Here is a 21930-nt window from a genome sequence, read left to right as displayed (position 1 = left end):
AATCAACAAAAAAATAATTAAATTGAGCCTTTAAGTTTTTAAAGGCTTTTTTATGCAATTTCTTCAAAAGATCATTTCAGAATTATTAGAAAATCATCAGGACATCTCCGAGTTGGATATTGTTTTGCCTGGAAAAAGACCAATGGTTTTCATCAAAAGAATCTTGCAGGAAAAACAATATCAAGGGCTTTTACCCAACTTCGTTACAATCGATGAGCTAATTGCCGAACTTTCTGAAAATGTAGAAATCAAAGGCATTGCACTTTGGTTGTTCTCATTCCGTATTTATAACAAAATTGATTCTTCCGAAGATTTTTCTGGTTTTCTAAAATGGTTTCCGACTTTACAGAAAGATTGGGACGATATGATGAAGTTTTCCGATGATGATCAGAAAATCCTGCTTTGGATGTTAGACGAAGAACGAATCAAAAACTGGGGAGAAAACCTCGGAGACGATGATAATCCAAGAAAACGAAACCTGAATTTTTGGAGAAAAATGAACGAGTTTCTACCACTTCTGAAATCAGAACTCAGAAAAGAAAATCTCGCTACTTCCGGAATGTTATATCAGGAAGCATTTTCCAAGATTGAAAACTTTGCCAAACAAACCAATCGTCAATTTGTTTTTTGTGGTTTCAATGCGTTGTCTAGAGTAGAAGAGCAATTGGTAAGACAACTTTTGCAATGGAACAAAGCCGAAACTTATTTCCAAGCCGACCAATATTACATCGATGACGAAAGACAAGAGTCCGGAAAATTCCTGCGAGAAACTTTGAAATGGAAAGAGTTTAATGATAGCAGAGATTTTAAATGGATTGAAAATCAATTCGATCAACCAAAAAATATTAAAACTTACGAGGTTTCGGGAAATATCGTTCAAGCGAAATTCCTTCCCGAAATCCTAAAAAAAATTCCGAAAAATGAATTGTCAGAAACGGCTTTGGTTTTGCTGGATGAAAATCTTTTGCCGGCGGTTTTAGACAGTTTAAACGTTGTTGAAAGTGTCAACATTACAATGGGATTTCCATTGAAGAATCTCTCGTTCAGTAATGCGATTAAAAAACTGTTTTATCTACAAAAACAACAAGAGAAAAAATCATCTAGCTATTATTACGCCGATGTTTTACCAATCTTGGAAGAATTACCGAATGACAAAAAAGATTCTGAAGTTATCCGGAATTTTGTCGCAACAATTGAGGAAAGAAACATTGTTTATATTTCTAAGTCATTATTACAGGAATTACTGGGAAATCTAAGTTACTTCCAACTTTTACAAAAACCGGAAAGCTCTCAACAGTTTTTAGATTTATTAATTAAATTCTGTTACGAACTCAAATTCAAAGAATTAGATGATATTCAGTACGAAAATATTGCATTGTTTGAGAATGTTTTCAAAATCATCAAAAATCAATTATTACCTTATCAGATTGATGTCAAAATAGAAACTTTGGAAGTTCTCATCAATCAATTGGTCAATTCAGAAAGTATTGATTTTGTGGGAGAACCGTTGGCTGGATTCCAGATTATGGGACTTTTGGAGACGCGTCTTTTGAACTTTAAAAATATCATTCTATTATCTGTCAACGAAGGGAAGTTACCTTTAGGAAACACTCAAAACACTTACATTCCGTTTGATGTTCGCAAGAATTTTGGTTTGAATACTTTTCTTGAAAATGACAGTATTTATGCTTATCACTTTTATCGATTAATCCAGAATTCAGAAAACGTTCATTTGCTTTACAATGCGTTGAGTTCGGGCGTAAATACAGGCGAAAAAAGCCGTTTCATCACCCAATTGGAAATGGAAAGTTCACACAAGATTGAACACATTATTATCGATAATTCCTCGGAGCCAATTGCTCAGGAACTGATGAAAATCGATAAAAATGAAGAAGTAATGCGACTTTTGAACGAATGGAAAAACCGAGTTTCTCCTTCGCATCTTGTGACTTATCTTTATAATCCGATTGATTTTTATCTTAATAATCTTCTCAAAACCAGAGAAACTAACGAAATTGAAGAAGAACTTTCGCAAAGAAATTATGGGAATTTGGTTCATTATGCATTGCAATTTTTACATGAACCAATTAAAGGTAAAATATTATCGGTTAATGATTTAGAAGATTTACTTCAACAAACAGATTCAGCGATTGACTTTGCGATTGAAAAGCTAAAACATCAGCAGGAATTCTATGAACGTGGAATGAATTACATCCACAAAGAAATTGCCAAAAGGGTCGTTCGTAATATTGTTGAGTATGATTTGGAGTTAGTCAAAAATGGTTCTGCTTTTGAGATTTTGGATTTGGAAAAAGAAATCAACTGTGATTTTTTCCTTGATGAAAATCAAAATAATAAAATCAGTTTTTATGGTTTCATTGATAGAATCGACAGGCTGGACGGAATCACAAGAGTCATTGATTATAAAACTGCAAAACCTAAAAAATTAACCGTTAATCTTGGGAAAAATAAGGAAGAGAAACTTCCTGAATTATTTTTTAATGATGATTACAAACAGGCTTTACAGCTTTCTATTTATAAATATTGTATCAAGAACGTTTTGAATATCAATCCAGATCATATAGAAACTGCAATCTGGTCTTTTGCAGAAGTCAACAATGGTCCACAAAAACTAAACTTTATTGACATCGAAGATTCGGAAGTAGAAGACTCCATCAGAAATTTAATTTTTGAAATCCTGAATCCTGAAATTCCTTTTGAGGAAAAAGAAAAAATGAGTTGGTGAAATAAAAAAAAAGACTTCCCAAATCTGGAAAGTCTTTTTTATTATTTCACTTCATTGTAATAAAGCAATCTGTCATTTTTATCAAAACTGATAATGGTAATTTCTCGGTTTTTTGCATTGTCGTTGTTGAAAAATTTTGCTCTTGGCGCTAATCCTGCATCTTCCGAAAGATTTGGATTCCAATATAGAGTTTCTCGAGTGTCGTTTTTGATTTTTTTGTAGGCATCACTTGTAATATCTGGCAATTCAAATTCCACAGATTTATCATAGCCTCTTAAAACAACTTTATTGATTTTTTCGGTTGTTTTATCTTCATCAGAAATCATATTTCCTCTTTTAGTATAGATTGCGATAGTATTACCAACCAAACCATCGTTCTTCAAAACTTTTACCATAGCAATGTTACTGACTGGTAGAGAATTAATCATACTTGCATCTATTGGCATCTCATCCAGGAACAAACTTGCCTGAGAACCTCTAATACTTGGCACGTAATTTCCAGAACTATCCATGGTAAAAGTAACTCCAGCAACTCTTCCTTGTAGCCATTGGAAGATGTTGTAAGACGATTGTGCATCTTTGTTCTCATTTACTAAATCAAAGATGGTAGCGTTCATGCCAGTGAACTTTCCACTTGAAAGTTCTTTGTCCAATTCTGCTTTTTTATCTACCTTTTTTGCAGTTACTTTCACTTCCTCAATTTGAGTTTCTTTGTTAAAGTCATCTATTCCTTGTCTGTTTTTTCTATTCTGAAGTGCTTTTGCAATACTCGGGTCAGGTGTTGTATTTTTATCGTTGACTAAGTGGTAATTTGTAACAGGAAGAGCACTTTTATATGGGATATTATTGACTAAAGATTGAAAACTAATATTCAGATTATCATTTTCAGAAACTTCTTTTTTGTCTTTATTAAGATAAAAAGAAATGGTCAAAGGTTCATCAAAATAAATATTATCTAGATAAATAAAACCTTTGTCATCTGTAACTGCCGGAACAAAATTTTTATCAGAGTTTTCTGTTTTAAGTAAAAGATTAATGTTTTTATTAGGAATAAAACGTCCGTTATTAGTCACTTTTCCTTGGAATGATAAATTCTTCTGCGGTTTATAATTAAATTCTGGAGTTTTTCCAGCCAATAAAGATTCCCAATCAAAACGTTTCCATTTTTCAGAAATCAGTAATGCATCAAAAGCTTCGGGATTAGCATTCTTTTCAAAATATTGAGACGGATTGAAAACTGGAGATGTGAAATCTCCGGTCAACCATTGTGCACTTAAAAGTGTGTTTTCATTTTTCGTTTCTGACGGCGAAATTTCCTTTACCAAAACCGTATAACTTTTATAATCATCATCAGGCTCAATATCAAAACTATTGAAAGCTCTCGGCTCATTATTCATTGAGAAAGCCAAAGTAGGTTTTTCAAGATTTAGTTTTTTTGGATTGACGAAAAACAATCGTTGCGCTACCGGATTTTGTTGTTCATCAAAGATTGTAATCTGCAAAACTGCAGTTTCATCATTACTGACTTTTGTAGGAATTGTACTAGAAGCTTCGCTTGCAGGTGTTTTTATATTAGCTCTATAAACCAATTGGTTATTGATTGTTCCAATAATGCTGTAACCTTGTAAACCTTGAGAAAGATTGGTTCCTTTTATTTTATAATTGATTCCTTTCTCATCATTCGTTAATTGAAGATTGATTCCAGAATTCGAAACTGAAGGTAAAGCAACTGTCTGCTTTATTCCTTTATTATCTTCAATAATCGCTTTGTAAGTTTTTCCAAGTTTTGGAGTGATAGTAAACGTGCTTACATTCTGATCTAAGTTTTTGAAAGTGGCTAACTTCTCATTAGGTTTTTCCGAATCGATTACATAACCGCTCCAAGAAGTTGGCGGAATTCCCTGCGAAAATAGTCTTACAGCAAATTTGGTTGGAATATTATCTATGAAAGTTCCGCTTTCTGGAAACACATTAGAAGTCCATTTGGTATTTTTATCGAGAACTAATTTCTGTTCAGAATTAGGGTTGTAAATTGGTAATTCTTTTATGAAATTAAATTCCTCAGAAAAATTCGCCATCCAAGTTGTATAAGCTCTAATAAAATAGACATCTTCATTCAAAGCATTAGTCAAAACAAAACTTCCATCGCCTTCACCATTTTTTAGGAAAATCGTTCTTTTGTCAATAAGGTTTTTGTTGTGGTCATACAACTCTACAAACAAAGTATTGGAAATAGGTGAGCGGTTATAACCATTAAGAACAAAAGATTTGAAATAGATATTATCGCCAACAACATATTGGTCTTTATCAAAAAGAAGATAGACTTTTTCCTGAGTATAATTATGTTCCAGATTCTGGATGGCTTTATCTATCTTGTCTTGCGCTTTAAACTGCATCATTCCTACTACAAAAAGAAAAGGTATAAACGATTTTCTCATATCAAAAAGCTTAATTATAATTGATTGTTAATTCTTTCTGCAAATTAATTAAACAAAAGAAAACCCTCAACATTTGTCGAGGGTTTTATGTTAATTTTAACAAGAATCAGATTAGAGTCCGTTGACGATTTCATTAAGAGTTACTGAAGGTCTCATTGCAGAATCAGTTTTTGCGAAATCTGGTCTGTAATAACCATCAATTTCCTGAGCTTTACCTTGAGAACCAATTAATTCTTCATTGATTTTGCTTTCGTTTTCTGTCAATGCTTTTGCAACAGGCGCAAATTTAGCAGCAATATCAGCATCTTTAGTTTGGTTTGCCAAAGCTTCTGCCCAATAAGTTGCCAAATAGAAATGTGAACCTCTGTTATCGATTGTTCCTAATTTTCTTCCTGGAGATTTATCTTCAGCCAAGAATTTAGCATTAGCTTCATCTAAAGCATCAGCCAAAATCTGAGCTTTTGGATTATTCTGAGTTTGAGCTAAATGCTCCAAAGAAGCCTGCAATGCTAAGAATTCTCCAAGAGAATCCCATCTCAAATAACCTTCTTCGATGAATTGCTCGATGTGTTTCGGCGCAGAACCTCCGGCTCCTGTTTCGAACAAACCGCCACCATTCATCAAAGGAACGATAGACAACATTTTCGCAGAAGTTCCCAATTCCAAAATAGGGAATAGGTCAGTCAAATAATCTCTCAAAACGTTTCCAGAAACAGAGATGGTGTCTTTTCCTTCTCTTGCTCTTTTAAGCGTTTCTGTCATTGCATCTTTCACATCTAGGATTCTGATGTCAAGTCCAGTTGTATCGTAAACTTTAAGATATTTTTCTACTTTTTTGATGATTTCTCTATCGTGCGCTCTTGCTTTATCCAACCAGAAAATAGCTGGTGTATCAGATAATCTTGCTCTGTTTACCGCTAATTTTACCCAATCTTGGATTGGTGCATCTTTAGTCTGACACATTCTGAAGATATCAGATTTCTCAACTTTTTGTTCCAATAGAACGTTTCCGTTTTCATCAAGAACTTTAACAGTTCCGTCAGCTTCTGCTTGGAAAGTTTTGTCGTGAGAACCATATTCTTCAGCTTTTTGAGCCATTAGACCAACGTTTGGAACAGAACCCATTGTTGTTGGATCTAATTTTCCGTTAGCTTTCATATCATCAATTGCAGCTTGGTAAAAACCTGCATAAGAACGGTCTGGGATAATCGCTACTGTATCATCTTCAGCACCAACTTTGTCCCACATTTTTCCTCCGTTTCTGATTAATGCAGCCATAGATGCATCAACGATAATGTCAGAAGGAACGTGGAAATTCGTGATTCCTTTATCCGAGTTTACCATTGCAACTCTAGGTCCGTTTTCAAGCGCTTTATCGATGTCTGCTTTGATTTCTGCTTCTTGAGGAATTCCAGCGATTTTATCGTAAAGGTTTTGTAATCCGTTGTTTGGATTGATATCTAGAGATTTGAACGTCTCAGCATATTTTGTAAATACATCTTTGAAGAAAGTCTCAACAATTGCCCCGAAAATAATAGGGTCAGAGATTTTCATCATCGTTGCTTTCAAGTGCGCAGAAAGGATGACACCTCTTTCTTTTGCTTCATCAATTGCAGTTTGTACAAACGCTTTCAATGAATTAAGATTCATTACAGAAGAATCAATAACTTCACCAGCTTTAAGATTTGCGAAATCTTTCAAAACTTTCTCAGAACCGTCATTTCCAAAGAAAACGATTTTGAATTTAGAATCAGATTCCACAGTTGTAGAAGTTTCAGTTCCGTAGAAATCGCCACTTTCCATATGTGCCACATCCGTTTTGCTGTCAGATGCCCAAGCTCCCATTTTATGTGGATTAGCTTTGGCATAATTTTTAACAGCTTTTGGCGCACGTCTGTCTGAGTTTCCTTCTCTTAGAACAGGATTCACGGCAGAACCTAGAACTTTAGCAAATTTAGCTTTGATTGCTTTTTCTTCTTCAGTTTTTGGTTCAGCAGGATAATTTGGAACTGCAAAACCTTTAGCTTGTAATTCTGCAATAGCCTCGTCTAACTGAGGAACAGAAGCAGAAATGTTTGGTAATTTAATAATGTTTGCTTCCGGAGTTGTAGCCAATTGTCCAAGTTCCGTTAAAGCATCACCGATTTTTTGATCTTCAGTCAAGAACTCTGGAAAGTTAGCCAAGATTCTTCCTGAAAGTGAAATGTCTTTTGGAACGATGTTAACGTCTGCAACCGAAGTAAAAGCCTTAACAATAGGCAAAAAAGAATGTGTTGCAAGCATTGGCGCTTCATCCGTAAGCGTGTAGATGATTTTTGATTTTTCTGACATTATAGTAGTTGATTTTATTTACTGTTTTTTCAAAACATACAAATTTAGTGTTTTTATAATAATTTTCTAATAGTAGAAATATGATTTTTATTCAAATAGATAATTAATTACTCTTTGTAAATTAGTAAAAGTTAAATTTTATTAAAGTCAATTTTAAAATTTGAAAATTCAGAAATCAACCATTAACTTTGAAGAAATAAATTATACGAAATAATGTCACAAATTACATTCAAAGGAAGTCCTATCAATACAGTTGGAGCTTTGCCAGAAGTTGGAACTATCGCTCAAGAGTTTACATTAGTTGCTGCAGATTTATCAGAAAAACATTTGGCTGATTATACCGGCAAAAAAGTATTGTTGAACATCTTCCCAAGCATTGATACAGGTGTTTGTGCAGCTTCTGCAAGACAATTCAATAAAGAAGCTAGTTCTTTGGAAAATACAGTTGTTATCAATGTTTCTAGAGATTTGCCTTTTGCATTGAGCAGATTTTGCGCTGCTGAAGGTCTTGATAATGTAGAAGTTTTGTCTGATTTTAGAGGGAATTTTGGAGAAGATTACGGAGTGACTTTGGATGATTCTCCATTGAGAGGATTGTTGAGTAGAGCTGTAGTTGCTTTGGACGAAAAAGGTACAGTTATCTACACAGAACAAGTTTCGGAAATTGGTCAAGAACCAAATTACGAAAACGCAATCAGCGCGTTGAAATAAAATTTCAATTAAAATAATTCATATTAACGGGGGATCTATTATTTTAGATTTTCCGTTTTTTGTTAAAAAAACGGAAAGCAGCCTTACTAAAAAAATAAGACTGCTTTTTTATTAATTTTTTACACTTTGGATAAAGCTTTTCCCTTCCTCTTTCCAATCTTGATTTTCCAGTAAGATTTTCACAAAAGCTGTTCCAATAATTCCGCCTTGTGCTTTTTCGGTTACGTTTTCAAAATCGGACTTATTTTTAATTCCAAAACCTATGAAAACTGGATTTTTCAGATGTAATGAAGCTAATCTGTCAAGATAATTTTCATTCTTTAAAACTGCATTTTCGTTTCCTGTTGTGGAAGAAGAACTTACGGCATACAAAAATCCTGAACTCAAAGAATCCAAATATTGGATACGCTCTTCCGAAGTTTCCGGTGTTACCAAAAATGTGAGATTGAGATTGTATTTTTTTAGAATTTCGCCATATTTATTTTCGAATTCAATAGGAGGTAAGTCAGGAATAATTAATCCTGAAACACCAACTTCTGAACATTTCTGGCAAAAGTTATCGAATCCAAATTGAAGAACTGGATTCAGATAACCCATTAATATTTTCGGAATCGTTACCGAATCTTTGATTTCTGCCAATTGCTCGAATAGTTTTTTGATTGACATTCCGTTTTTCAAAGCCAAAGAATGGGCATCCTGAATCACAGGTCCATCCGCAACAGGATCGGAATACGGAATCCCGATTTCCATCATATCTGCTCCCGATTCCTGAATCAGTTTGGCAATTTTTCCAGTGTCTTCCAAAGATGGAATCCCTGCTGTAAAATATATGTTTAGTTTTTTCATTTTGTTTTAATGTATTATAGTATTGACGTAGAATGTATTAACGATTGAGAATCATAAATACATTAATACGTTTTACATTTTACAGATTTAAAGATGTTTCAAATACGTTTCCATATCTTTATCGCCACGACCAGAAAGACAAATTACAACAACATCATTTTTCTCAAATTTCTTTTTGTCCAAAACAGCCAAAGCGTGAGCACTTTCCAAAGCAGGAATTATACCTTCGATTTTTGTCAGTTCAAAAGCAGATTTCAAAGCTTCATCATCATTAATACTGAAAAATTCTGCTCTTTTTTGATTGAAAAGATTAGCGTGCATCGGTCCAATTCCTGGATAATCCAAACCTGCAGAAATAGAATGTGGCTCAATCACTTGTCCATCTTCAGTCTGCATTACCAAACTTTTACTTCCGTGGAGAATTCCTAAAGTTCCTAAGAAAGTTGTTGCCGCAGATTTTCCTGAATCAACGCCAAAACCTCCTGCTTCCGCCGCAATAATTTTCACGTTTTCTTCATTCACAAAATGATAAAAAGTTCCTGCTGCATTACTTCCGCCACCAACGCAGGCAATCACATAATCAGGATTTTCTCTTCCGATTTTTTCGTTCAGTTGTTCTTTGATTTCTTTCGAAATTATTGATTGAAATCTAGCCACCAAATCCGGAAAAGGATGCGGACCAACCACACTTCCGATAATATAATGCGTAGTGGAAGGATTATTAATCCAATCTCTCAAAGCTTCATTTACTGCATCTTTCAAGGTTTTTGAACCTGATGTCGCAGGAACAACAGTTGCTCCTAACATTTTCATTCTAGCAACGTTTGGCGCTTGTCTTTGGATATCGACTTCGCCCATATAAACAATGCATTCCAAACCAAGCAAAGCACAAGCTGTTGCTGTTGCAACACCGTGTTGTCCCGCTCCGGTTTCTGCAATAATTCTATGTTTTCCTAGTTTTTTTGCAAGCAAAGCCTGTCCTAAAGCATTATTGATTTTGTGCGCTCCGGTGTGATTCAAATCTTCTCTTTTCAGATAAATTTGAGTCTGATATTTTTCGCTTAGATTTTTTGCAAAATAGAGTGGTGTAGCACGTCCAACATAGTTCTTCAACAAATCCTGAAATTCTGTTTGAAATTCGTCAGACTCGATGATTTGCAAATATTTTTCCTGTAATTCGGCAACGTTCGGATAAAGCATTTCGGGAATGAAAGCACCACCGAAATCGCCGTAATAACCGTTTTTATCTGGGTTTTGAAAGTTCATAAATTTTAATTTTTGCGAGATGTTATAAGTAAGATGTGAAAAGTTGTTGAAAAGAAATACGTGAATTCATAATTTTCAATACATCTTACTTAAAACTTTTTACTTTTAACAGTTTTATAAATTCTTTTATTTTTTCTAAATCTTTATTTCCAGCCTCAATTTCAAATTTTGAATTAATGTCAAGAGCAATTGGTTTTTGATTAATATTTTTTAAATCTCCTGCATTTTCTAATGAAATTCCGCCACTTAAAAAATAAGGAATTGGAATTTTGATTTCATTTAAAATGTTCCAGTCGAAGGTTTTTCCTGTTCCTCCAAATGCTTTTGAATCGGTGTCAAAAAGAAGATTCGAGATTTGAGATTTGAGATTCGAGATTTTTTGAATTTCATTTATAACTTCCGACTTCTGACTTCCTATTCTAATAACTTTAATAATTCCAATTTCCGGATTCAGTTTTTGTCTTAATTCTGAAACAAAATCTTCAGTTTCATCACCGTGAAGCTGAATGAAATTTAAGTCGGCTTGTCCCGAAATTTCTATAATTTTTTCTAAATCTTCATTCACAAAAACACCAACTTTTGCTTGATGATTGATTTCTGAAATTTGCTCCAAACTCAAATAATTCAGAACATATCTCGGAGATTTTTCATAGAAGATAAATCCCAGAAAATTGACTTTCAAATCAATTAATTCTTTAATCTGATTGAGTTTTGTTAATCCGCAGACTTTAACTTGAAATTGACTTTCCATCTTTACTAAATTGATACATTTGAAATGAATTCTCCGAATTTATCTCCAGGATTGTCATTCTTCATAAAATATTCGCCCATTAAAAATCCGTCAAAGCCTTTTTCTTTCAGGAATTTAAAATCTTCTTCATTATAAATTCCGCTTTCCGCAATCGAGAAAATATCTTCTGGTAGTTGATTTTTCAAATCTACAGAATGTTGTAAATCCACTTTAAAATCTTTCAAATTTCGGTTGTTAATTCCAACAAAATCCACGTTTTTATTGATATGTTTTAATTCTTCCTCAGAATGTATTTCTAGTAAAACTTCAAGATTGAGAGAATGAGCCAATTCTGTAAATTCCAAGACTTGAGTTGGAGAAAGACAAGATGCAATCAACAAAATAATATCTGCTCCAATTGATTTTGCTTCGTAAAATTGATATTCATCAATCATAAAATCTTTTCTCAAAATCGGAATATTGATGTGATTTCTAACGCTCAAAATATCTTCAAAACTTCCACCAAAAAAATTGTTATCTGTCAAAATAGAAACTGCACTTGCCCCGAATTTTTCATATTGATAAACCACGTTTAAGGGCGAAACTTTACCATTGATAATGCCTTTGCTCGGCGATTGTCTTTTAAATTCTGCAATGATTCCGGATTTGGATTTCAAAGTTTCTTTCAACGAAAAAGTTGGTCTTCCGAAAAACTCAGAATCTTTCACTTGTTCAATAGAAAATTTTGATTTTGCTTCCGCAACTTCCTGTTTTTTTCGTTCTATTATTTTATCGAGAATGTTCATTTTTAATAATACTTTATAATTAATCATTAACAATTAATCATTAATAATTGAGCGAAGCGATTTCAACGCTTTTCCACTTTCCAAACTTTCTTTTGCTAAAGCCAGACAATCGTCATAATTCCCATATTTTCCAGTGTTTTCCAAAGCAATTGAAGCATTAGCTAGAACTACTGAATTTTGTTCCTCAGTTCCGTTGCCTTCCAAAATTTTAATAAATAATTTCGCAGCATCTTCTTTAGTTTCACCTCCAAAAATACTTTCAGCAGATACATTTTTGAATTTTAAATCTTCCGCGGAATAGATTTTTTCTCCAATTTTGCTGATGATTTTTGTGTCACCAGTCAAGGAAATTTCGTCATAACCATCCAAAGCGTGAACAATCATAAACTCGCTTTTTTGTTTTTGCAAAAGATATTGATAAACGCGCGCAATTTCAAGATTTGCAACACCAATCATTGTGAAATCCGGACGAACAGGATTCACCAAAGGTCCAAGAATATTGAAAAAAGTTTTCAACCCCAATTGTTTTCTGAGAGGCGCCACCGACTTCAAAGCGGGATGAAACAACGGTGCGTGAAGAAAACAGATATTTCCTTTCTCCAAGTCGGCTTTCAAATCCTCAGAATTATCCTTGAATTGATATCCCAATTCTTCCAAAACATTGGACGAACCAGAAATAGAAGATGCTCCATAATTGCCTTGCTTGGCTACTTTTTGTCCGGTTCCTGCAACAATAAAACTCGCTAAAGTCGAAATATTGAATGTGTTTTTTCCGTCTCCACCAGTTCCAACGATGTCCACCAAATCTTTGGTTCCTAAATCGACAGGTTTCGCTAATTGTAATAAAGCTTCCCGGAAGCCTTCAAGTTCTTCCAAAGTAATCGTTCTCATTAGGAAAACTGTGATGAAAGAAATGACTTCGCTTTCGTTGAATTTATTTTGTGAAATTTCAATCAAAATGGCTTTGGCTTCGGCTTTCGTCAAAGTCTGATGATTGAAGAGATATTGTAGGATTTGTTTCATAATATTAGTCCGAAGTCAGAAGTCTGAAGTCGGAAGTTTTTTGCGTTAAATTTTATTCTTCGGTCTTTTGACTTCCAGCTTCCGACTTTAAAAAATTTTCTAAAATCTGTTTTCCATAAGGTGTCAAGATACTTTCAGGATGATATTGGACAGCGTGAACATCGTAAGTTTTGTGTTTCAAACTCATAATCATTCCGTTTTTGTCAATGCTTGTGATTTCTAATTCAGCAGGGAAATCATCAGGATTTACAGCCCAAGAATGATATCTTCCAACTTCCAAATTTTCGGGTAAATTATTGAAAATCTTATGTTCTTTGGTTTGAGTAGCTTCAGTCGCAACACCGTGATAAATTTCAGACAAATTAATCAAACTTCCACCAAAAGCTTCCGCGATCGCTTGTTGCCCCAAACAAACTCCGAAAATAGATTTAGTAGGTGCATATTTTTTAATCACGTCTAGCAAAATCCCAGCTTCTTCCGGAATTCCCGGTCCCGGAGAAAGAATAATTTTATCGTATTTTTCAATGTCTTCCAAAGAAATCTGGTCATTTCTATAAACATCTACTTTTTCGCCAACAATTTGTTCGATGATTTGAACGAGATTGTATGTGAAACTGTCGTAGTTATCAAACACTAATATTTTCATAATTTTTCTGCTCTTAAAATGGCTTTTTTCAAAGCGCCCAATTTGTTATTAACTTCCTGAAGTTCATTTTCTGCAATAGATTTTGCAACAATTCCTGCTCCGGCTTGATAGAATAGAGTATTGTTTTTACTCAAGAAAGTTCGAATCATGATCGCTTGATTACAACTTCCGTCAAAACCTACAAAACCTATACAACCTGCGTAATAGCTTCTGGAAGTTTTCTCGTGTTCGTCAATCAATTGCATTGCTCTGTATTTTGGTGCACCACTCAAAGTTCCTTGTGGGAAAGTTGTTGCAATCATTTCATAAGGATTTTGGTCTTCTTTGACATCCGTTACAACCTCGGAAACCATATGAATCACGTGGGAGAAAAAGTGGATTTCTTTCAATTTCGAAACGGTTGTATTTTTCCCGTGAATGCTTAAATCGTTTCTTGCCAAATCTACCAACATCGTATGTTCTGCATTTTCTTTCGGATCTTTTTTTAGTTCTTCTGCAGATTCCAAATCTTTTTCGATGTTTCCGGTTCTTTTGAAAGTGCCTGCAATTGGATGAATAATGGCTTTCCCGTTTTTGATAATCAACTGACTTTCCGGACTGGAACCCATTAATTTATAATCGCCATAATCGAAGAAGAATAGGTAAGGAGAGGGATTGATATTTCTCAAAGCACGATAAACATTGAATTCGTCACCTTGGAATTTCTGTTCAAATCTTCTGCTCAAAACCAATTGGAAAACATCGCCACGGAAACAATGTTTCTTCGCAAATTCTACAGATTCCAGATATTCTTCATCAGTCAGATTTGAAGTTTCTTCTGATGTAATTTCGAAAGGGAAAACCGGTGCATTTTTTTGATTGATGATGCTTTCTAATGTTGAAAGTTCTGATTTTAAAACATCGATTTTATTTTCAATCAAGAACATTTCGTCGTTATGATGATTGATTGCAATCACATATTGATAAATACGATAACGCATCAACGGAATTTTATTTTCCTCCGATTGTTCTTTGAATTTAATATTCTCAAAAAACGGAATCGCATCATAACTTGTATATCCGAAAAATCCCTGCGCTTGTTTTCCAATCTCGTGGTTGGGTTTTTCGCATTTGAAACAGTTGGAAAATTCCTGCATCAAATCTGACAATTTTTCATTTTCTAAATTGATTTTTTGAGGATTCTCAAGCGGGAATTTCAATTCTGCTTCGTCGTAATTTCGGATTTCAATTCCTGCAATTGCGTTGACACAAATGAATGAAAACGAATTTTCAGAATTCTGATTTCCTGCGCTTTCCAAGAGAATCGTATCACGAAACTGGTCGCGAAGACGGAGATAAATCCCAATTGGCGTATAAAGGTCTGCTAAACGGGATTTAACAGAGGTTTTTATATTGATTATGTTATTTAATTTCATTTAAGATTGGTTTAAAAATAAAAAAGACTTCAACAAAATTTGTCAAAGTCTATTATGATTGAGTTATAGTTAGTTCACAATTTAGAACACCGATAATCCTTTCAGACCCGACAAAGAGTTTGAAAGCCACCACCAGTTTTTTGTGTTCATTAATTTCATCTGAGAATATTTATTTTTTTATCTGACAGATGTAACTGTCGTTTCATAAGAGCAAATTTAGAAATGATTTTTAATTCTGCAACTATTTTTTTTGAAAAATTTATAAAAAAGGTTTCATCTCGTCTTCGATATTTTTTCTCAGATCTTTTAGCTTTATTGCATATTGCTCCATTTGTAATTCTTTTTCGGTTGTAGGAATCCATTTTGGAACTTCCATCGCTTTTCCGTTTTCGTCAACTGCTACAAAAACAATGATACAATGCGTTTTCTTCTCGAATTGTTTTTCTTTTACATTTCTCGAAAATACATCTATCGAAATATGCATACTAGAGTTTCCCGTCAAAATGACCTTAGATTCTAGCTTTACAATTTCACCGATTTTGATAGGCTGATAAAACCGAATTCCACCAACATAAACCGTCACACAATAAGTTCCCGACCAATTACTCGCGCAAGCGTAACCGACTTGGTCTATCCATTTCATCACGCTTCCCCCGTGAACATTGCCTCCAAAATTAACGTCTGTCGGTTCAGAAATGAACTGAAACGTAATCGGTTTATTTTCCATTTTATTCTTATTAAGAGTCAAAAATAGGGAAGAATTTTTAGATTACAACCTTTTATTTATTTGACATTTGCACTAAATTTGTCTTTCTTAAATTCTATTTTAAATCTCTTGATTTTAACAACAATGAAAAAAGTATTCTATCTCAAAACCTGCGGAACCAACAAGAAAATAATGACACCTCTTGACCTTTCTGATTGGGAATTGAGAGAAATAAAATCTCAACCTGTGACTGAAGCTGAACTGGAAGAGATGTACGACAAAACTAAATCCTATGAAGCGCTTTTCAGTAAAAAATCGACGCAAATCAAAGAAAGAGGAATTGATGTGAGTTCTTTGAAAGAAAAGGATTTTAAGAAGTTGATTCTTGACCATTATAGTTTTTTGAAACGTCCTGTTTTCATCACAGATAACGAAGTTTTTGCAGGAAGTGATAAAAAGAATCTTGAAAATCTGAATGCTTTTTTTGAGAAATAGTTTTAACCACAAAAAGTTACAAAAGTTTTAGATGCTTTTCTAATGTTAAAAGAATAAATAAACTGATAATTCTGACTTTTGTAATCTTAAAAAGATAAATTCCACATCATTCTTTTGTGACTTTTGTGGTTTAAAAAAATAAAATATGAAACGTTCCGGAACTGCAGATTTGCCACTTCATTACGGTCAGGTTCCGCCTTGGCTGTATGAGCGTATGTCAAGACTTGGGCTGGCGATTGTGGAAGTGATTCTTGCAGATTACGGAAAAGATGAAGTGTTGCGACGATTGGCAGACCCGTTTTGGTTTCAGAGTTTTGGAGCAGTGATGGGAATGGATTGGCATTCTTCAGGTATCACAACGTCTGTAATGGGTGCATTAAAACGAGCCATCAATCCGAATTCTAAATCTCTTGGAATTTATATCGCCGGAGGAAAAGGAAAATTCTCCAAAGATGCACCAAATGAACTTTTGAAAATTGCAGATTCAACCGGATTGAATGGTGATGAACTGGTGCGTTGCAGTAAGTTGTCTGCGAAGGTTGATAACACGGCGATTCAGGATGGTTATCAGCTTTATCTGCATAATTTTATTTTGTCCGACCAAGGGAATTGGGCGGTCGTTCAGCAAGGGATGCACGATTCTGACGGAACGGCGAGACGCTACCATTGGCTGTCAGAAAATGTCACTTCTTTTGTGAATGAGCCTCACACGGGAATCTCCGGCGTTAACCGTGGGAATATTCTTAATCTGACTTCTTCCGAAGCGGAACGAAATCGAAAAGGCATCGTTGACATCACCAAAACCGATTCCGAGAAATGGATGCAGGATTTTCAGCGTTTGATATTGCCGGCTCATCACGAAGTTTTGGCGAGTGATGTTGATATGAAAAAACTTGGCAATATTCTTTGGCTGGCCAGGGAAAACGAACCAGAGAATTTTGAAGATTTGCTGATGCTGAAAGGTGTTGGTCCGCGAACGATGCAATCTCTGGCTTTGGTAAGCGAAGTGATTCACGGGGTGCCTTCCAGATTTATAGACCCGGCGCGGTTTTCTTTTGCACACGGCGGGAAAGACGGTCATCCGTTTCCTGTTCCGACTAAAACTTATGACGAAACAATTTCTATCCTAAGAACCGGCATCGAGAAAGCTAAGTTGGGGAATACGGATAAGAATCTTGCGATTAAAAAACTACACGAAATTGCAGTGAGAACCGAAGAGAATTTTACACCGGATTTTAATCTTGAAAAAGTGATAGAAGAGGAGCGACAAAACTCTTGGCGATTTGGTGGGAAAACAGTTTTTGGCGATGCAAAACCTCCGAAACCTAATGACGGGATTCAGTTGAGTTTGTTTTGATTTTCAGTAATTTGATTTAATAATCTAAAACATTCTTTTCTTTTTGTTTCACTTTAGTGAAACTTTTGTATTTTTATAATGTAGAAGAAATACTGAGTGTAAAATCAGATTGAAATATGAAGACAGAAAATAAACATCTAACCACTCTTGAAGAGTTTAAAGAGAAAAACTACGGCAAACGTGGTACAAAAGAACGCGATGAATTGGAAGCTGGTTATGACAATTTTAAAATTGGAGCACTTATCCACGATACACGTTTAGAACTTGGAATGACACAAGAAGAATTGGCGGAGAAAGTAGGAACAAGCAAATCTTATATTTCTAAAATTGAAAATAATCTGAAAGAAGCCCGAATCACGACGCTTCAAAAAATTGTTGAACTTGGGTTTGGTGGACGATTGGAATTGAGTATTAAGATTTGATATTATAAGTTTTTTTTTTTAATACAATTAGAACATTTATTTAAATCTGATTTTTTCAAAATACGGATTTACATAATTTTAATCGAATTTATCCTTGTATTTTTGTATTTAATGAACTTAGATTAATAAATATAAGTGTGGATTGAGTTTTAATTATAAATATTGACAATTTTAATATGCAATTATTAACGACAACAGATGTAAAAGAATATTTTCTGAAAAATAAAATTATATCTGTCCATAATAGAATTAAAGAAGATGAAAACAAAAGACCATATGTAACTGTATATTTTGAAAAAGGAAATAGTAAAGACATATATTTTGAAAAAAAAATATCAACAAACTACAAAGCGGGAGAATTGATAGTACGATTTTTCTTTAATAACTTGCTAATAGCAAATCATATTTCTGACAATAGTGAAACTGTAGAATTTATAATTAAAGAATCTGAAAAAGAATCATCAGGTATTAAAAATATAATCGATTTAATTGAAGAGAATTTCCTTTCAAATGTTGAGAATGAAGATACTTATCCATATATAATTCTTCCAAACAAAATTGAAAATATAGAAAAAGGATATTTGACGGACTTAGAAAATTTAGATATACCTCAAAAACCCAAATTCACAACTCTCAATTATTCTGATTATTTTTTTTGTTTTTTAATTTTATCATTTTTGTTTTCATCATATTATTTTAATTTGTTGAAAAGTACAATTTCTTACCTTGTGTTTACTTTAGGAATTTTATTCTTTTATCATTTTATTAAAGGAACTATTAAACTTACAATAGAAAGAAAAAGACAAAACACAATTGATTTTAAAACCTTCGAATTAGAAAAGCAAAAAATAATTAAAGAAAATAAAAAAAGACAAACGTTATTTGAAACTTTAAAAGAAGAAAATAAAATTCAGGAATATAAAAATGACTTAATATTAAAAATTCTTTCCGAACATATTTATGATGAAGAGTATATCAACTATAATTTTGAGATAAAAAATGGTAGGTTTGAGGAGAAGTTCAAAACATTGTTATGTCTCATTTTTGAGGATAAAATAAAATATAATAAATTATTTAATTTTATGATACACAATGATAATTATATTAATGACTGCGTAGATTTGTCAACTTCTAGCGATGATGATTTTTATACATTTAATAAATTTGAGAAAAAGTGGAAACACATATATTATATTCCGGATTTCATATTTAAAGATGAAAATATTTGCATTGATATCGAAATCGATGAGCCATATACAACCGATTTAAAACCGATACATTGTAAAAATGATATGAAAGAGTTGGAAAGAAATTTATTTTTTAAAGCAAAAAATTGGATTATTATCAGGTTTTCAGAAAATCAAATAGCTACATCTCCTTTAAGTTGTTGTTTATTTATTGCATATTTAATAAATAGATATACTAAAAATTCAAAATATATTAGTAAAATTATTCAAAACTATACTCAAGAATACAGTCTTAAAGTGGAAAAAAGATGGACAAGCGTTGACGTTACTGAATATATAGAAAGAAAATATAGAGAAGAAACAATTAAAAATAGTATTATTTAATAAATCTAAATAATTTACAGAGTATATTAATGTTGTTTTCCTTAAAATATCAATAAAAAATGACAAACTATAAATTCGACGGCAAAAGCTATTTCTACGTTTTGTTTGAGAGTGGAAAAAACGGTTTCATTTTGAGCGAAAAAAACTTAGACCTTACTTTTTTTAGAAAGTTAGAAGATGAATTTTTTCAGTTAGCAGAATCAATAGCAGAAAAACTTCTAACTATATCTGAAGGAACACTTTTAACTGAGATTGGATATATAAGTTCTTATGAAATAAAAACTCACAAAGCAGAAATTGACACAACTAATACAATAGGGGTTAGCTATGATAAACAAAGGAGAAATACAATGTATTTAATTCATACAAAAGAAAAAGTCTCTGACTTTTCTAATTATCAAAGATTACATCCAAGTCGAGAACAATTTTTCTTCAGTAATCCAAGAATAGCTGAACTCCCGAAAAAATCTGAGTATTATTTAAACTAACAAACCCTCCGAAAAATTCAGAGGGTTTATTATTTCAATTAAATTGATTATTTAGTAAGAACCTTTCTCAATAAAATGAGCGGCAATTTTTTCTGTCAACGCAATTGGGTTTGGCGTGTTTACGTATTTTGTAAAACGTCTTAATCCTGCTAACATCATTCTTTGCTCGTCGCCTTCTGAAAAAGAAACGATACCTTCTTTGGCGTTGGTTGTGATGATTTCAACTGCTTTGTAAAGGTTCAATCTTGCCATTGCAGCTTCCACAGAATCTGTTGAGAAATGTTTCTCGGCTCTTAGGATTGCTGATTCTGCCATATAGATTTGGTTCAGGATTTCGGACGCGTTTAGTAGCAAATGCTGCTGTTTCTCGATGTCCATCATATATTTTTGAAGCGCAGAACCGGAAACCATTAAGAATACTTTCTTCAAGTTCTTAATCACTTCTTTTTCCTCAGACATATATTCTGAATAATCAGGAATGTCAAAAGACGGAATGCTCATTAATTCTTTAGCTACGTTTTTCGCAGGCGTTAACAAATCGATTTTGCCTTGCATCGCACGTTTGATTAACATCCCAACTGCCAAAAGTCTGTTGATTTCGTTGGTTCCTTCGTAGATTCTGGAAATCCTTGAATCTCTCCAAGCAGATTCCATTGGTGTATCTTCTGAGAAGCCCATTCCACCGTAGATTTGGATGCCTTCATCTGCTGTATGTTGTGCTAAATCTGACACGAAAACCTTCAGGATAGAACATTCAACCGCGAATTCTTCCACACCTTTCAGTTCTGCCTGTTCGTGGTTCATTCCTCCGGCAACCAATTCTTCGATTTTGTCTTCTACATTTTTCGCTGCTCTGTAAGAACCGGCTTCACTCACGAAAGCACCCGTTGCCATTTCCGCCAACTTCTTACGAATCGCTCCAAATGTATTAATAGAAACGCCGAATTGCTTTCTCTCTGTTGAATAAGTCAAAGAATGATTCAGGATTCTTCTTTGTGCATCCAGACAAGCCGCCGCTAATTTGATACGACCAACGTTAAGCGCATTAAGCGCGATTTTGAAACCGTTGTTTCTTTCGCCCAAAAGATTCTCAACAGGGATTTTCATATCATTAAAGAAAACCTGACGCGTAGAAGACGCACGAATTCCCAATTTGTGTTCTTCTTCTCCGAAAGTCAGACTTTCCGGATTTTCTAATTCAGAACGGTTGATAACGAATCCTGTAATGTTTTTATCATCATCAATCTTAGCAAACAAAGTAAATGTATCTGCAAATCCTGCATTGGAAATCCACATTTTTTGTCCATTAATAATATAATGTTTTCCGTCCTCGGAAAGTTTAGCTCTTGTTTTCCCGCTGTTGGCGTCCGAACCTGCATCCGGCTCAGTCAAACAATAGGCTCCGAATTTAGTTCCGGCAGCCAAGTCCGGAAGATATTTCTGCTTTTGTTCCTCGGTTCCGTAAAGCAGGATAGGAAGCGTTCCGATTCCGGTATGCGCGCCATAAGCCGTGGCCAATGAACCTGTAGAACCGGAAAGGTAATCGCAGGCCAGCATTGTGGTCACGAATCCCATTCCCAAACCACCGTAAGCCTCAGGAACAGCGATTCCCAAGAATCCCATTTCTCCGATTTTACGCATTACTTCTTCCGTGTAAGCGTAATCTTTTTTCTCGAATCTTTCCTTATTCGGAACGACTTCTTTATCTATGAATTCCTTTGCAGAATCGCGAAGCATCTTTTGTTCTTCGGACAATTCTTCGATGCTGAAAATTTCCTGAGAAGAAATATCCTTTACCAAGAATTCTCCGCCGTCTAATGTTTTAGTATCTGTTGACATAATATTTTTGTGATTTTAAATTTTTATTTGAGATTATAGATAATAGACGGATAGATGATAGACCTTTAAAATCTGAATTTGTCTATTTTCTATC

General features: G+C 33.9%; 18 protein-coding genes. 7 read left to right on the top strand and 11 right to left on the bottom strand.

Annotation, left to right across the window (positions count from 1 at the left end; all coding sequences use genetic code 11):
* Positions 1 to 52: 52 nt before the first annotated feature.
* Complete coding sequence (locus tag RTY06_RS11355; RefSeq protein WP_312824978.1) at positions 53 to 2746, top strand: PD-(D/E)XK nuclease family protein; 2694 nt, start codon at positions 53 to 55, stop codon at positions 2744 to 2746.
* A gap of 41 nt (positions 2747 to 2787) precedes the next feature.
* Here the strand turns inward: RTY06_RS11355 and RTY06_RS11350 are convergent, their stop codons facing one another.
* Both RTY06_RS11350 and RTY06_RS11345 read right to left on the bottom strand, forming a co-directional pair.
* A complete protein-coding gene (locus RTY06_RS11350; RefSeq protein ID WP_312824976.1) occupies positions 2788 to 5184 on the bottom strand; it encodes a hypothetical protein in 2397 nt (798 codons plus the stop codon).
* A 111-nt stretch (positions 5185 to 5295) separates the two neighbouring features.
* Positions 5296 to 7515, bottom strand: a complete 2220-nt coding sequence (locus tag RTY06_RS11345; RefSeq protein ID WP_312824974.1) for an NADP-dependent isocitrate dehydrogenase — start codon at positions 7513 to 7515, stop codon at positions 5296 to 5298.
* A gap of 213 nt (positions 7516 to 7728) precedes the next feature.
* Between RTY06_RS11345 and tpx the strand changes: the two genes are divergently transcribed.
* On the top strand, positions 7729 to 8226 hold the full coding sequence (tpx, locus tag RTY06_RS11340; protein WP_312824972.1) for a thiol peroxidase: 498 nt from the start codon (positions 7729 to 7731) through the stop codon (positions 8224 to 8226).
* A 111-nt stretch (positions 8227 to 8337) separates the two neighbouring features.
* Here the strand turns inward: tpx and trpA are convergent, their stop codons facing one another.
* The 8 genes from trpA to RTY06_RS11300 form a co-directional block, all read right to left on the bottom strand.
* Positions 8338 to 9072 (bottom strand): tryptophan synthase subunit alpha, encoded by a 735-nt coding sequence (trpA, locus tag RTY06_RS11335; RefSeq protein WP_312824970.1) that lies wholly within the window; start codon positions 9070 to 9072, stop codon positions 8338 to 8340.
* Between the two features lie 87 nt (positions 9073 to 9159).
* Positions 9160 to 10338: a tryptophan synthase subunit beta gene (trpB, locus tag RTY06_RS11330; RefSeq protein WP_312824968.1), complete on the bottom strand. Its 1179-nt coding sequence runs from the start codon at positions 10336 to 10338 to the stop codon at positions 9160 to 9162.
* A gap of 85 nt (positions 10339 to 10423) precedes the next feature.
* Positions 10424 to 11089 (bottom strand): phosphoribosylanthranilate isomerase, encoded by a 666-nt coding sequence (locus RTY06_RS11325; RefSeq protein ID WP_312824966.1) that lies wholly within the window; start codon positions 11087 to 11089, stop codon positions 10424 to 10426.
* 5 nt (positions 11090 to 11094) lie between these two features.
* A complete protein-coding gene (gene trpC / locus RTY06_RS11320; RefSeq protein ID WP_312824964.1) occupies positions 11095 to 11874 on the bottom strand; it encodes an indole-3-glycerol phosphate synthase TrpC in 780 nt (259 codons plus the stop codon).
* A 33-nt stretch (positions 11875 to 11907) separates the two neighbouring features.
* On the bottom strand, positions 11908 to 12897 hold the full coding sequence (gene trpD, locus RTY06_RS11315; protein WP_312824962.1) for an anthranilate phosphoribosyltransferase: 990 nt from the start codon (positions 12895 to 12897) through the stop codon (positions 11908 to 11910).
* 52 nt (positions 12898 to 12949) lie between these two features.
* Positions 12950 to 13543: an aminodeoxychorismate/anthranilate synthase component II gene (locus RTY06_RS11310; protein WP_312824960.1), complete on the bottom strand. Its 594-nt coding sequence runs from the start codon at positions 13541 to 13543 to the stop codon at positions 12950 to 12952.
* A complete protein-coding gene (locus tag RTY06_RS11305) occupies positions 13540 to 14958 on the bottom strand; it encodes an anthranilate synthase component I family protein (protein ID WP_312824958.1) in 1419 nt (472 codons plus the stop codon). The genes RTY06_RS11310 and RTY06_RS11305 overlap by 4 nt, the downstream gene beginning before the upstream one ends.
* Positions 14959 to 15217: 259 nt before the next feature.
* Positions 15218 to 15685, bottom strand: a complete 468-nt coding sequence (locus RTY06_RS11300; protein ID WP_312824956.1) for an acyl-CoA thioesterase — start codon at positions 15683 to 15685, stop codon at positions 15218 to 15220.
* 123 nt (positions 15686 to 15808) lie between these two features.
* On the opposite strand from RTY06_RS11300, the gene RTY06_RS11295 reads away from it, so the two are divergent.
* From RTY06_RS11295 to RTY06_RS11275, 5 genes are all read left to right on the top strand, one after another.
* Positions 15809 to 16159, top strand: coding sequence for an ArsC/Spx/MgsR family protein (locus RTY06_RS11295; RefSeq protein ID WP_312824954.1), 351 nt, complete (start codon positions 15809 to 15811; stop codon positions 16157 to 16159).
* Positions 16160 to 16304: 145 nt separating this feature from the next.
* Complete coding sequence (locus tag RTY06_RS11290) at positions 16305 to 17516, top strand: DUF763 domain-containing protein (protein ID WP_312824953.1); 1212 nt, start codon at positions 16305 to 16307, stop codon at positions 17514 to 17516.
* Between the two features lie 116 nt (positions 17517 to 17632).
* The gene (locus RTY06_RS11285) at positions 17633 to 17938 is read left to right on the top strand and encodes a helix-turn-helix transcriptional regulator (protein WP_312824951.1); all 306 of its coding nucleotides are present in this window, start codon (positions 17633 to 17635) and stop codon (positions 17936 to 17938) included.
* A gap of 176 nt (positions 17939 to 18114) precedes the next feature.
* Positions 18115 to 19509 carry a hypothetical protein gene (locus tag RTY06_RS11280; RefSeq protein WP_312824950.1) on the top strand — a complete coding sequence of 465 codons (1395 nt, stop codon included), beginning with the start codon at positions 18115 to 18117 and terminating at the stop codon, positions 19507 to 19509.
* A gap of 59 nt (positions 19510 to 19568) precedes the next feature.
* Positions 19569 to 19997: a hypothetical protein gene (locus tag RTY06_RS11275; RefSeq protein WP_312824949.1), complete on the top strand. Its 429-nt coding sequence runs from the start codon at positions 19569 to 19571 to the stop codon at positions 19995 to 19997.
* A 51-nt stretch (positions 19998 to 20048) separates the two neighbouring features.
* Here the strand turns inward: RTY06_RS11275 and RTY06_RS11270 are convergent, their stop codons facing one another.
* Entirely contained in the window at positions 20049 to 21836 is a 1788-nt protein-coding gene (locus RTY06_RS11270; protein WP_312824948.1) for an acyl-CoA dehydrogenase family protein, read from the bottom strand.
* Between the last annotated feature and the right edge of the window lie 94 nt (positions 21837 to 21930).

Origin of the sequence: Epilithonimonas sp. (assembly GCF_032055105.1) — a bacterium.
Taxonomy (GTDB): Bacteria; Bacteroidota; Bacteroidia; order Flavobacteriales; family Weeksellaceae; genus Epilithonimonas.
The sequence above is the reverse complement of the archived record's forward strand: the minus strand, read 5'-3'. Positions and strand labels throughout refer to the sequence as shown.

What these genes read in the sequence shown, in the direction of transcription:
- trpC (WP_312824964.1), bottom strand. Translation starts at nt 11,874, where the DNA reads ATGAACATTCTCGATAAAATAATAGAACGAAAAAAACAGGAAGTTGCG.
- RTY06_RS11290 (WP_312824953.1), top strand. Translation starts at nt 16,305, where the DNA reads ATGAAACGTTCCGGAACTGCAGATTTGCCACTTCATTACGGTCAGGTT.
- RTY06_RS11305 (WP_312824958.1), bottom strand. Translation starts at nt 14,958, where the DNA reads ATGAAATTAAATAACATAATCAATATAAAAACCTCTGTTAAATCCCGT.
- RTY06_RS11355 (WP_312824978.1), top strand. Translation starts at nt 53, where the DNA reads ATGCAATTTCTTCAAAAGATCATTTCAGAATTATTAGAAAATCATCAG.
- trpA (WP_312824970.1), bottom strand. Translation starts at nt 9,072, where the DNA reads ATGAAAAAACTAAACATATATTTTACAGCAGGGATTCCATCTTTGGAA.
- RTY06_RS11345 (WP_312824974.1), bottom strand. Translation starts at nt 7,515, where the DNA reads ATGTCAGAAAAATCAAAAATCATCTACACGCTTACGGATGAAGCGCCA.
- RTY06_RS11285 (WP_312824951.1), top strand. Translation starts at nt 17,633, where the DNA reads ATGAAGACAGAAAATAAACATCTAACCACTCTTGAAGAGTTTAAAGAG.
- RTY06_RS11280 (WP_312824950.1), top strand. Translation starts at nt 18,115, where the DNA reads ATGCAATTATTAACGACAACAGATGTAAAAGAATATTTTCTGAAAAAT.
- RTY06_RS11325 (WP_312824966.1), bottom strand. Translation starts at nt 11,089, where the DNA reads ATGGAAAGTCAATTTCAAGTTAAAGTCTGCGGATTAACAAAACTCAAT.
- trpB (WP_312824968.1), bottom strand. Translation starts at nt 10,338, where the DNA reads ATGAACTTTCAAAACCCAGATAAAAACGGTTATTACGGCGATTTCGGT.
- RTY06_RS11310 (WP_312824960.1), bottom strand. Translation starts at nt 13,543, where the DNA reads ATGAAAATATTAGTGTTTGATAACTACGACAGTTTCACATACAATCTC.
- RTY06_RS11300 (WP_312824956.1), bottom strand. Translation starts at nt 15,685, where the DNA reads ATGGAAAATAAACCGATTACGTTTCAGTTCATTTCTGAACCGACAGAC.
- tpx (WP_312824972.1), top strand. Translation starts at nt 7,729, where the DNA reads ATGTCACAAATTACATTCAAAGGAAGTCCTATCAATACAGTTGGAGCT.
- RTY06_RS11270 (WP_312824948.1), bottom strand. Translation starts at nt 21,836, where the DNA reads ATGTCAACAGATACTAAAACATTAGACGGCGGAGAATTCTTGGTAAAG.
- RTY06_RS11295 (WP_312824954.1), top strand. Translation starts at nt 15,809, where the DNA reads ATGAAAAAAGTATTCTATCTCAAAACCTGCGGAACCAACAAGAAAATA.
- trpD (WP_312824962.1), bottom strand. Translation starts at nt 12,897, where the DNA reads ATGAAACAAATCCTACAATATCTCTTCAATCATCAGACTTTGACGAAA.
- RTY06_RS11275 (WP_312824949.1), top strand. Translation starts at nt 19,569, where the DNA reads ATGACAAACTATAAATTCGACGGCAAAAGCTATTTCTACGTTTTGTTT.
- RTY06_RS11350 (WP_312824976.1), bottom strand. Translation starts at nt 5,184, where the DNA reads ATGAGAAAATCGTTTATACCTTTTCTTTTTGTAGTAGGAATGATGCAG.